The sequence below is a fragment of the Paraprevotella xylaniphila YIT 11841 genome (assembly GCF_000205165.1).
Classification (GTDB): domain Bacteria; phylum Bacteroidota; class Bacteroidia; order Bacteroidales; family Bacteroidaceae; genus Paraprevotella; species Paraprevotella xylaniphila.
Window position 1 is genome coordinate 34210 of record NZ_GL883869.1, and the last position, 12679, is coordinate 46888.

A 12679-nucleotide genomic window follows, 5' to 3' on the forward strand; every position below is an offset into this window, starting at 1 on the left:
AGAATAGCACTTTACCACCCATTCTTACATTTATCTCATATCCCCCATGCAAACCTTCAATGAACGGCATCGCCTACCGTTGTCACTCCAACGCAAGACAAATACCCCACGCCCCGGCAGGTGTATTTCCGTCTTGCCCCATCTGTCACCCAACATACTGCAAAGGCTACCATCAGCCGAATATAGCCGTAAATCGAGCAATGCCCCGTCTGCCCACAGACGAAGCACGCTCCCATGTACATCATAACGCACATCAGCAACGGTTTGTATTGATGGCACTCCCGTAACAAAGTTTTCCAGTTCTTCCACACTACGGAATGTTTTAACCCAAGCCACACGATAAACATCATTCACTAATCCCGCCACTTTCAAACCGAACCGCGAAAGTTCCCATAGGTCTTCACTGCCCAACCGGTTATCCGCACCGAAATTTCTCGTGCGGAGGTCGCAATAATACACGTCGTCCCCGATACGACCGGTCCACTTACCGTAACCGTTGCCGAAAGGCCCGCGTTCCGTGTCCACCGCAATCCGGTCAGGTTCCGCGCCGTCCACCTTGATGGCAAACACAGGCCAGTTACGCCCATCAAGCAAAGTCTTTCCCGTCAACTTGATGTCCCCGCGATAGGAACGTCAGACTGCTTGGCACAATGCACCACCATACACCCGTCATCCACAGCAAGCTCCACGCCGGAAGTCACAGCCGTCCATCCGGCCACCGTCGCATCCGCACGGGCAAAGTCTTCATCCAAATGTCCCAGACCTTCGGGAGCAGGCAACGGAGCAGCCTCATAGAACAATAAAGACCCGCAATCACCTTCGGGATTGAAACCCTCAGGACGGAACTTCTCCAATAACTCCTCCGTATAGGGCATTTCCAACCCACGGCGATGGACATAATGGTTGAATGGAGCCTCGAAGATGGGACGTATCACCCCTCGTCCTTTTTCCGATATGACCGGCCAGTTGCTGTATTTTCCTGTCACATCTTTCCATACCTTGTAAGGGACATCGTAGCCCAAATTGTAACGTGCCACATACTCGCACCCTTTCAAGAAACGGTTGTCCAACAACCCATAAAGGTCATCTCCCTGATGCCAAGCTACCTCACACACCATCGCCATGGCCGACAGTCCCAACATGCTATGCTGTTGGTCACGCCCGCTCTCCTGAAGCTGTCCGGTCTCACCGTCGATATAGTTCCGAATCGTGCCGTTATCCTCTCCGTTCAGGTAGAAATCCTTTGCCCGGTCATACATTTCCCTGTCATCCGTCAGGATGGCTGTTGCCATATAAGCCTTCGTCACGATCAAGCCCCAATTTCCGTTGGTACAGGCCGGCATGGCATAAAAATCGTCCATTGCCCGCTGAAAATGTTCCTTCAACATAGCCACGACGTTTTCAATCTCGGTCCCAGGGATTCCGGAGTCCGTATGCTTCAGTATTTCCAAGGCACTGGCTATCTTAAATCCTTCCAAGCCTGCCAAAAGCATGCGGTCGTTCGATTCTGGTATTCCTTGCAAGGTAGAAGCATAAGCCGAAAGGATATCCATCGATTTACGGGCATACATCCGGTTGTCCGTCAACACCCACATCAGGGCATCCTCGTAGGCCGCACTGAAATCCGAACTCATCCCATTCGAGGTGTACTTGTAATCCGGATGGTCGCGCGAAATATAAGGGTAAGGGCCGTTCATTTTATATGCCTCTCCTACTCGGGGCGAAGATTTCAATAATAGAAAACCTTCATACACAGGATAAGCCCGACGAGCAATATAGTCTTTCATTCGGGACACGCTCTCCTTCGTGACAACGATACCGGGGTGGACAAACGACTTTTCGCCATTTTCCTCTAATCCGGCACTTTCTGCCTTCATGCCCCAAACACTGAGTAAGACCAATAACAAGCCACGCAAAAAATGTCTGTGTGTCATATCATATCTTTTATTTACTGTTCCACAAATTCCGTACCTCATGGCAAAACCAACTTTTTACCGTCCACCACATAGATTCCGCCCGGCAAGGCCACGCGCCAATCCGGCCCGGAGGTATCCACCGGCACGCGAGTACCGTCTATACGGTAAACGGCAGGAGAACCTTCACATTCCATTGATATGCGAGGCACAGTAAGAGGAGTATCTTTCAAATCCTCACCATAGCGTGCCATCAACTCTTCCAAGGTATAAAAGCCAATGTCATCTATTCTCGTGTCTTTATACAGCGACTCTCCATTCACGGCAAAGCACAAACCTTTCAATGTGTAAGCCTCCACGCCTTCCGCATAGCAATCCCCCAATAAAGGCTCGATACGGCGGTTGGCAGAAGAATCCAACTGCCAGACGAACAACTGTTCGTCTCCGCCCGCTCCGCATCCTTTCACGGAATAGGTTGCCGCCTGCCCGCTCGTACTGGCCTTCGTCTCGTCATCCATTCCTCCGGGTAACCGATAGGTTGCTTCTTGGAACGCCACCATGTTCAAGTTCACACCATGGATAGCCAAGTACAATTTATCCGAAGTTATATGATATGCCATAGGTTCGCCCACCACGGTAAAAGTCGGTACAAGTTCACTTGCATAACGATTGGAAACCAAAAGTTTGTCACTCTGGTCTGTCAGAATTTCCCCTTTCCCTATAGGAGTAGAATAATCACGGGAGTTCCACACATAATCGGTTTCTTCCGAAGGACGGGCTGTCTCCTCCACACGGATAGAACGCAGACGGACTGCATTATCCGTTCCTTTTACGGTCATACGCAACACACTGGCACCCGCACGAAGCCTCAACACACCTAACTCATGTTCTTGGAATCCTTGTCCCACAGGCAATTCGCCCCCAACAGCCGTGCCATTATCCACTGCGGCATACAGTGCGCCTCCAACTACCGACACCTCAGCATCGGCCCAAATGCGATAATACCCGTCTTTGGCTACGGTAAAACTATAGTTCATCCATTCACCATCTTCCATCCCGGTTACGACATAGCTATCGCCTACCGTTTCTATTTCCACGGTACCGTCCGTACGATACAACTTACATTTTTCCGTGCCTTTGTCATGGTAAGTCAGCCCTTCACCGTTTGCGGCCAAACTATAGAAGTCATAATCCACGGCCCGTATCGTTCCAGGCAAGGCCGGAAGCCCAGACACATGCCGACCATCCACAAACGTCCCGCCATCTCCGGCCATCCAAACCGTACGGTAATCCAACAAACCTCCGGGCATGCTGCCATCCTCCGCCTTCTTCACATCGAAAGCACGCTGTACCCAAAGCAAACTATCTGCCGGTAATCCCATACGTACCTTATATTGCATCCACATCGTACCGGGACTGTGAAACTGCTTCCCTCTCGTCCAATCCGTTTGGTTTCCTTCCGACCATGGATTGATTTTCAGGCCCTCCCAACGGGCACAACGCGCCATGCGGCGGATGAATTGCCCATTCTCCACCGTTGGCTCAAAAAGTTCTTCTTCCGGCCAATACTTGTTCTTCATCTGTTCACGGTTATACCAACCGTAGTTGTACTTGGCTGCATAAGTGATGCCCTGCAAGATTCGCCCGCCGTAGGCAGAAAACACGTCATCGCCTTGGTTCCATGCCGTACGGGCAATGTCCACCATATTACACATGCCGTCCATGATATGCCCTTGGTCACGCGAAGCCTCCTGACACTGGCCGTTCTCCCAAATCCAATACTTCAACTCATCGTCATAACCATAGTCTTTCTCCTCGCCCACCGTAATCTTGCTTGCGTCATATAAGATATAGTATTCATCATTCACGTGTGACTGAACACCGTGCGGTATTTTCGGCCCTTTAGGATAAGGCAGGTCATCCTGACGATGGGACAGACTCAACAATTTTCGGTAAGCCCGCTCGTAAATGGTATCGTTGTCCAAATAGATACCCATGGCCATCAGGGTACGCAAACCATACAAGCCTTGGTTGCCATGTCGTCCCGGATCACCTTGAAAAATATTCCAATACACCGTCACACGGTTTTCCAACGTGTCGGATGAGGAGTATTTGGCATAATAATCTTCCACTGTACTATATCCGGGACTCACCAGGAAATCCTTGAACCCCTGTTGGTCTTCGGGTTTCCATCCCTCATAATCACGCAATAATTCGGCAGCCTCAATGAGCATGGTAGCCTTGGAAGCATCCAAGCAATTCGTCCCATAAGGTTTAATACTACGTACGGGAGCATAGCGGTTCAGCACGGCCACGGCTTTGTCCGCATAGGACGTTTCATCCGTCAGCTTCCACATCATGGCATTATGGAAAGCCACCTGTCCGAACTCATCCAACCACAAATTAGGATTATCCCAAATGACAGGCTGCCCTTCGTGGACAGGCAAAGGACGTTCATAGTCACGATAAGTCGTGTAACGGCTTTCCTTGAATTCAAGGAAAGCCGAATAATAAGGTTCTTGACCGACATCCACCATGGCCCGCATCCTGTCGATGTCAGCCTGTGTATAGGATATGCCGGGATGCTTAAACACACGCTGCTGCCCCATGGCATTCAGTCCGGCCAGGCAAACGCACAATAATATCATCTTTTTCATACATCCTCCTTTTTTATTTTCCGTCAAACTTCACCGTCGTAGGCAAATACCAGTTCTGCGGATTTTTCAGTTTGGCGCGTATGGCCTCGCGTCCGCTACCCGTAAACTTATCTGCCACTTTGTCTGCCAAATAAGAAGGATCGTTCCGATAACGGGCAATGCGCATCAGGTCATGGAAACGGTTACCCTCCAATGCCGTCTCCAAGGCATATTCCGCAAGAAGTTCGTCCTCCACGAATCGCAGGGTATCTTCGGCCGTAGCACATTCTTCGATGACATACGTCGGGTCAAGCTGCAGGTTCTGTTGCCCACAACCACGCCCGTGCAAACCGTAGTTCCCGGAGAAGAAGCCCACATTTCCCGAATACGTAAGCCCGAAATCTATCCAAGGCTCACCGGTCAATTCGTCTTTCAACAGGTCATTGTATATTTCATAAGTATCCTTGTTCAGGCCATATTTCAGCACACCATAGAATGCCAGTTTAGGCTTTCCCAAGCGATTGACGGCCTCGGCATAACGCAGGTAAACCAAAGCCGTGCGGCACAAGATAACGTAAGCGTTGTCATTGGCTTCCATATAATTATACTTGTCCACATACGGACGTTCCGTCTCACTCCCGTTCACGGTTTCCATCTCCCGGACGTATGTACCGTATTCTCCACGCAAGTCTCCGCTCACGGGTTTGGTGTTGATGGTATAAGCCTGTCCATTGAACAAATCAATCAACGTTTGGGAAGGAGCCAGAACATACGAAGAATTGAACATTTTGGATAATCCGGAAGAATTCCCTGCATATTCGTCAGTAAAAGGAATAGCTGTCAAAATGTCGGAATACGCGAACCCTGAGAACTGTGTCGGCCAATTCATTCCGGCAGGCAACAACGTGGACTCATTGTAGGAATTTGCATAAGAAGATGTCGTCAAACGGTTCCAATATATCAGGTCATAATATGTTTGCGCCGCTTTCAAGAAATCACGGTTCCACATATAAAGTTCGCCCAACACGAAACGTATAGGCAACATCAGTTGGTTGGCCGTATAATTCTCGTATCGCACAGAACCGGCAAAACCAGGATCTGCATTTCCCATCACCCAGCCATTGCTTGTCGGCGTGTCGTCCGATACCATCCAAGGCAACACGTTTTCCAAATCCTGAATCAACACAGGCAACAAACCATCCAAATCCAATGTCCGCATCTCCACCGGACGACTCACATCCAAAAAGGCATCGTCAGCATACTTCACCCGTCCATAATCCAAACACAACTGCAAGTAACACCAAGCACGGAGCGTCTTGGCCTGTGCCATATAAGGACGCAACACCTTGACAGGATAATTCTTATCCTCCTCCCTACGGGTAATAGTGGTATCCAAGCGGTGGATATAATAATTGCAATTGTTAATCAACGCATAATATTCGCGTTCTTTCAGGTAAGAGTTTTCCTCATCCACATTGAATTCACAGATGTCATGCAATTCCTGAGAGGAGTTTTCCGTCACATCCATCAGGTCCCCCCGGAGTTCGCCCATAATCACATAATTGTCCCCGACAGCCTGCAACCCTTGCAACAGGCCGAACAACCCGGCCCGGGCTGCTGTTTCGTCCTCGTAACGCTGCCCATCGGTTTTCAACACGGCATCAGAATCCGTTTCAAAAAAGTCGCTGCAAGAAGCACACAACCATCCGGCGCATCCAAAACCTATATATAATAAGGTATATCTCAAAATCTTCTTCATGGTTTTTACAAATTAAGTTTCACACCGATTTGATAAGAACGACCGTGGCTCAACAATCCATTGTCGATACCTTGGTACAACACACCGGACTGCATGGACACGTCCGGATCCGGCCCCAGATACTTGGTCAAGGTCAAAAGGTTGGAAGCACCCGCCCAAAACGTTACGCCTTGGATATAAATGTTGTTGATAGGCCAACGATAAGACAGACGTACATCCTTCAACTTGAAAAAGCTGCCGTCTTCTATCCAACGCGAACTGAAACGACTGTTCCCCATCGGGTCGCCATACACCGCTTTCGGCATATCCGTCACCTGTCCTTCGTAGCGCCAACGGTTCATGACCGCCTGAGTCTGGTTGAACGTACCGGACATGCTCTCCAAAGTCTGCCGTTGATAATTGTATATATCACCGCCACATTTGAACGTACAGAGTAGGTCCAAAGCAAAACGCCCCATCGTGAAACGGTTTCCCCACGAACCAGTGAAATCAGGATTCGGATCACCTATGACCGTTTTGTCCTTATCATCCAATACCCCGTCTGCGTGCAAGTCGGCAAAACGTACATCACCGGCATGAAAAGTGCTATAGGAGGCATCTTCATTCTGTATCCTCAATCCTGCAACACGCGCCTCGGCTTCCGTAGCATACACCCCGTGAGCCTCATAACCATAGAACACTCCGGCAGGACGGCCTACAGAAGTCAAGACTTCTCCCCCCAATATCTCCGTAGTGTAATCCCCATCCGGCAAGGCCGTGATTTCATTCCTATAGCGAGCGATGCCTATTTCCGTATTCCATTTGAACGGTTTGGTATCCAACACTTTGGCAGAAAAGGCTATTTCGATTCCTTTGTTGGAAAGTTCGCCTCCGTTTTGCAGGAAATCTTCCAAACCGGTTTCCGTATCTGCTTGCTTCCATGTGAGCAAGTCTTTCGTCCGATGTTGGTAATAATCCACGCTGATGCCCAACCGGTCGTTCAGGAAAGCCAAATCCACACCCACGTTCCATTTGCGTGTCGTCTCCCATTTCAAGGCAGAATTGGCAAGGTTCGCCAACTTCAGACCCACGGCTGAACCCAGATAATTCACTCCGGAAAGATAAGAATAGCCATACATACCGTCGATGTTGTCGTTCCCTGTGATACCGAAACTGGCTCTTAGGTTCAAACGGTCGACAAAAGCCAATGGACGCATAAAACGTTCATTAGTGACTAACCATGAGCCACCTACACTCGGGAACGTCCCCCACGTGCCTCCGCACATCCGGAAACTTCCGGGGGCATCCTTTCCGAAACGGGAAGAAGCATCCATGGAAACTGCCGCCCACAAAGTATAACGTTCCTGATAGGTATATTTTCCTTGTGCATACAAAGCCACGGAACTCCAATCGGTGTTCAAGCCGTCCACCGTACGGTAAGACAAAGAATTATTCATGTTCGATACCTTGTCGTTTCCCGTATTATGACCGTCCTCATATACACTCTTGAAAGAGGAATTCATAATGCGGTATCCCACAAAGGCATCCACAAAATGGTCATTGTGAATCAACTTATGATAAGACACTTTGGCCTCACCGAACAAGTTGTTCTGTGTTACCGTCTGGTCCTTCACCGTATTCTCCCACACTTGATTGCCAACGACTTGCGGGGACACGCCTACCATCGGGGAAAAATAATGGCTTTTAGAGTTATTGAAGCTATAACTAAAACGCCCCTCAACTGACCAGTTGTCCGTTATGTCCCATTTCGGTGCCAAACTCACCCCGAAACGGTATTGTTTGTTCGTATTCTCGGCATTGGCCAACAAAGCCAACGGATTGGACACACCCAAATCATCCACGTCATTCAGCGTGTTCGTCAACTGAGTACCATCGTCAGTATAGCTGTATCCCACCAAAAAAGGAGCCTTAACCAGTGCCAAATAACGCGGCGAGGTGGTCTTGTTCACCCCGTCATCCTGAAGCGTATAATTCAGATTCGTAAAATACACATCCGTAGCCAAAGTCAAGGTCTTGGTCAGGAACACATCGGAATTGATACGGGCGTTCAAACGGGAAAAGTCCGTTTCTTCCACTACGCCTTTCTGTCCGTCATAGCTCAACGAAATGGAATACTTGGCAATATCGTCCCCGCCCTGCACATTAATGCCGTAATGCTGCATATTGCCGTTACGGGTCACATTATCCGTCCAATCATTATGCTGGTGGTAAGTGGAATAGTCCGCTGCTGCCGGATTCATTCCTAAATATCCATCGAACAACGTAGCCCACTTGCCAGACTGCCCGCTGCCTTTCAGCATCTCACTCAAATAGGTACGATAGGCATCGCTCCCCATCACCCTCATGGCTTTAGGAGCCTGTTGGAAACCGAAAGACAAGTCGGCTGCGATACGGGTCGTAATGCTGCGCCCACGCTTCGTCGACACAAGGATAACCCCATTAGCTCCTTTACTGCCGTATAAAGAAGTCGCGTCCTTGATAACCTGTACGGACTCTATGTCGTTCACGTCAATAAAAGCCAACGGATTCTCATAAAAGCCGTCATGAACGGTCTCCACCAACGTAGAAGTATCCCATATCGTACCATCCACAACGATCAAAGGCTGTGCGTTCACATTTAATGAATTGTATCCCCGTATGAACATGTTGGAACCTTCACCGCCCACAGCACTCCGGGTGGCCGTACGCACATCGCTTCCCCATCGTTCCCCCAACACATCATCTAATGAAACGGCTTGCGTATTGGTAAAGGCATCCTCCCCTTTCAACGTCAGGAACGCATCACTGTACACAGAAACCTCCTTCACCGAATCGCCCTGCAAAGGCACGATACGCTGCAAGTATCCTTCCGAAGAAAGCGTCAATTGTACCATATAAGACGGTACACGCACTCTATACCTACCATTTTCGTCCGTCAAAGAAGACCACGCTCCAGCTGCCACCCTGACTCCTTGCACAGGATATCCGGTCTGTGCGTCTGTCACCTTTCCACTCACATACATTTCTCGCACCTCTTTTCCCCGTCCGAAAAGTTCTCCGGCCTGTGCGGAAACAAATCCCAAAGCCATGGTCATCATGGCATATTTTAATATGTCCGTCATCGCATTATTCTATTACAGGTTCAAAAATTAGGCAATCTATCCGCATGGTACGGGTATATTTCGTCGTCTCATTCCGGGCCACATTCGCCTGCACACGCAGTTTCACGCAATCATTATCCTGCGTTTCAGGACCGGAAAAGGGGGATTCCGAATAGTTGGCATAAGGCAACTTGATTTGGGTGACGAACATCTTCGTCATGGTACTGCCATTCGTCGGAGTCTCACCCACGATTACCTCATCCTCATACATCCTACCATCCTCATGCACATAATTCAAATAAAAATTCACTTTCGTACTGTCAGCTTCCACGCCCTCCATATAGGCACAAGCCGGAGCAAACACACAATACACGTTGTACCGGGCTGCCAATGTATTAGGCACGGTAAACTGTACAATAGGCTGTTGGCGAGGATTCTCACTGGTAGCCGTCACCTCAATAAAACGTTGTTCTGATACAGAATCCCGAAACAGAGTAGCGGACGAGCTGCGCGAACTGATAACCGCATAATTGGACTCTCGTCCCGAAGTATTCTCGGCCTCGACCACGATGGTCTTCAACCAAGACTCCTCCGGCTTATGGAGCAAGTCATCGGTTTTCCAAATCCGGCCGTTGCTGACAGGTTCTTCAACGGCCCCGGCTAACAGGTAAGAAGGATGATGGAATACATTGCCCGAAGTGGAAGCCAAAGAATCACCGGGAACAGAGGAAAAATCAACGTCCTTGCGGAATACCAAATCCATACAAATGGCTTGCTTCATCCAAGCTTCCGACAAGGAGTCCGACAAGGCCGTACTTACGGCATACTCCCTGTCTGGAATAATCAAGGATTTCACGGTGTCTTTCAACGTCTCGCCGAAAGTACGGAAATACTCTGCCATACGCCCCCGGCTTTTTTTCCATCCCTCATCAGAGGGAACAATCATCGTGTACACACTGTCTTCCGAATGCAAATGACCATACCGCCGCAACCAATCATTATTGAAATCGAAAATCGAATCGTACACGATTTGTCCCAAAGCGTTCTTGCCGATAGCCGTACTCTTTTCCTCATTGAACGTGTATTCGTCAAAAGAAGTCAGGAATGCCGCAAGCGAATCCGTCCCATTTCCTTCCTGGCAGATATTCTCATACAGATTATAATAGAACGGGGCTATCCGCGACAAACCGTGAACCAGTCCGTTTCCGGCCGGGATTTCTTCTGCCTTTACCGGAACTCCGGCAAAAGTATAGTTACCGTTTTCACGGGCATAGTCCTGCGATTTCCCGTTCAGCATTTTCACCCTCACGGAAGAAGTATCGGCCAAGTCTACCCCTCCATAAAGGTAACGGGAAATATGGTTCTCCAAGAATTGAGACTTCGTTTCCGCATTCACCGTGTAACCGGCCATAGCCTCATTGTCCGGAACCCATACCGTAAAGGTCTGGTCCGTGGCCAATACGGAATCCAGTCCCGCACGTTTCACCACACTGCAAAACTCAGAGTACTCCGGCATGCTCTCCAACACTTGCATCAGGTTACGGGTCTCCACGGTCCCGTCCAAACCGTAATGCTCGTCCCACAGGTTATCCTGGCAACCGGCCATAACGGCCAATGCCCCGGCGGCTAACGATATTTTTATCATAATCTTCTTCATGATGTCCTTCATTTGGAATTACTGTTCTTTTGTTGCATAATATGAATTCTGGTGTAATTGGGTATTGGCGTTCATCTCCGTCAACGATATGGGAAGATACCAAGCCAACGGATTGGACAGGCGAGCCTTGTAAGTAGAAATCTCACGGGCATACGCCTCCTCTAACAAAGCATACGAATTTGAAGTTGACCCTTCCCGGCGCACCTTGCGCAACAGGTCGTACCATCTCTTACCCTCGAAGCAAAGCTCGCGACGACGTTCTTGCAGAACCATCGCACGCACGTCATCCATCGTAGGATAATCTGCATACTCCAATGAATCCATTTCCATCGTGGCACGCTTGTAAGTGACGTTACACAACGAGATAACCGTCTTCCGTTCGTCATCCGTCACAGCCATTTCGGCCAAAGCTTCCGCTTTCATCAAATAAATGTCGGAAAGACGGTAGAATATCCAATTAGCCGTACTGGTAGAACTTCGGTAAACATATTCTCCCGAAGAATGGGGCACCAAAGCCGATGCCGGCGACTGCCCTTCATACTTGAACACTTTGAAACTCGTAGGAGGAACAACAGCACCGTCCGACCCGACATCCACAGTAGCTGCCACAAAGTCACGGGCACGGTAATCATATTGCACGTCCTGATAAGCATTGAACATTTGCGCTGTCGGTTCGAAATGCGCACTCTTACCCTTGCTGCTGTTACCATACAGATTGGCCGTAGCACCATTCATCTTCCCTTCGCTGTCGAAATTCAATTCGAAAATGCTCTCGGTGGAATTTCCTGTATAAAAGACCGAATTATATATACGGTTTCCCTCCACCATCATCATCTCCGTCTCATATAAAGCTTCATTGCGCAACACGCGGTCACAAGCATCCACACAAGCTTGATAGTCGGCACGTGCATCGGCATTGCCTACATCGGAAGCTTTCCACAAATACACATCGGCCAGAAGCGCACGCACGCCATTTTTTGTAATGCGTCCACGAGTGTACTGTTCCGTGGGCCACTCCTCTGGAGCATAACTTTCCGCCAGTTTCAAATCCTCTATCATGGCCGGTACGATAACACCGTCAGCCGAACTCTGTGCCACTTGGTAATCCTGCTGTTCACTTTCGCTGGGTTCCGTCACGTAAGGCACATCACCGAAACTACGTATCAAATAGAAATAACAGAGCGCACGCAAGGTATATGCTTCTGCCAGATAATTGTGCAAACGTTCTTCGGTAAAGTTGGCATCACGATCACGTACGGCAGGAGCCGACTTAATGACCTTGTTACAGATATTGATGACTTTATAAAAATCGCCCCAAGTCACCAATGCGTTAGAGGACAGCAGATTGGCATCTTTCAGATACTGTTCGTCCGTAGAAGCCGATGTCGAATAATCCATATTGTCCGAACGCGCCTCCCCCCAATAGATTATCCGGCTAATCACATTGTCTTCCAACATAAAACGGTAGCAAGAGGCCACCACGCTCTGCACATCCTCTCCCGTCTCCCAATATTCATCGTCCACGATGTCATCTTCCGGATAAAGTGTCAGGAAATCGTTGCATGCAGTAAAAGCCCACAGGCATGAGGCTGCCAACAAGATATTTTTCAGATAGTATTTCATTGTTTTCATCA

7 protein-coding genes are annotated in these 12679 nt (G+C 49.1%); all 7 read right to left on the minus strand.

The genetic code is table 11. The features are described from left to right. Positions 1-30: 30 nt before the first annotated feature. Genes HMPREF9442_RS10940 through HMPREF9442_RS10970 form a run of 7 tightly spaced genes read right to left on the minus strand, consistent with a single transcriptional unit; the run spans position 31 to position 12677 of the window. Positions 31-609, minus strand: coding sequence for a DUF4979 domain-containing protein (locus HMPREF9442_RS10940; RefSeq protein ID WP_008628481.1), 579 nt, complete (start codon positions 607-609; stop codon positions 31-33). Further along, positions 606-1934: an alginate lyase family protein gene (locus HMPREF9442_RS10945; protein WP_050795522.1), complete on the minus strand. Its 1329-nt coding sequence runs from the start codon at positions 1932-1934 to the stop codon at positions 606-608. Before HMPREF9442_RS10945 ends, HMPREF9442_RS10940 begins: the two co-directional genes overlap by 4 nt. A 38-nt stretch (positions 1935-1972) precedes the next feature. Continuing rightward, a complete protein-coding gene (locus HMPREF9442_RS10950; protein ID WP_008628483.1) occupies positions 1973-4570 on the minus strand; it encodes an alginate lyase family protein in 2598 nt (865 codons plus the stop codon). A 13-nt stretch (positions 4571-4583) separates the two neighbouring features. Beyond that, on the minus strand, positions 4584-6308 hold the full coding sequence (locus tag HMPREF9442_RS10955) for a RagB/SusD family nutrient uptake outer membrane protein (protein WP_008628485.1): 1725 nt from the start codon (positions 6306-6308) through the stop codon (positions 4584-4586). 5 nt (positions 6309-6313) lie between these two features. After that, the gene (locus HMPREF9442_RS10960; protein ID WP_008628487.1) at positions 6314-9409 is read right to left on the minus strand and encodes a SusC/RagA family TonB-linked outer membrane protein; all 3096 of its coding nucleotides are present in this window, start codon (positions 9407-9409) and stop codon (positions 6314-6316) included. Between the two features lie 4 nt (positions 9410-9413). Then, positions 9414-11045 (minus strand): fasciclin domain-containing protein, encoded by a 1632-nt coding sequence (locus tag HMPREF9442_RS10965; protein ID WP_040603006.1) that lies wholly within the window; start codon positions 11043-11045, stop codon positions 9414-9416. 18 nt (positions 11046-11063) lie between these two features. Continuing rightward, positions 11064-12677, minus strand: coding sequence for a RagB/SusD family nutrient uptake outer membrane protein (locus HMPREF9442_RS10970; protein ID WP_253271104.1), 1614 nt, complete (start codon positions 12675-12677; stop codon positions 11064-11066). Between the last annotated feature and the right edge of the window lie 2 nt (positions 12678-12679).

Bases quoted from the DNA above. Each gene is read 5' to 3' on its own strand.
- HMPREF9442_RS10970 (WP_253271104.1), bottom strand. From the start codon at position 12,677: ATGAAAACAATGAAATACTATCTGAAAAATATCTTGTTGGCAGCCTCA.
- HMPREF9442_RS10945 (WP_050795522.1), bottom strand. From the start codon at position 1,934: ATGACACACAGACATTTTTTGCGTGGCTTGTTATTGGTCTTACTCAGT.
- HMPREF9442_RS10960 (WP_008628487.1), bottom strand. From the start codon at position 9,409: ATGACGGACATATTAAAATATGCCATGATGACCATGGCTTTGGGATTT.
- HMPREF9442_RS10950 (WP_008628483.1), bottom strand. From the start codon at position 4,570: ATGAAAAAGATGATATTATTGTGCGTTTGCCTGGCCGGACTGAATGCC.
- HMPREF9442_RS10955 (WP_008628485.1), bottom strand. From the start codon at position 6,308: ATGAAGAAGATTTTGAGATATACCTTATTATATATAGGTTTTGGATGC.
- HMPREF9442_RS10965 (WP_040603006.1), bottom strand. From the start codon at position 11,045: ATGAAGAAGATTATGATAAAAATATCGTTAGCCGCCGGGGCATTGGCC.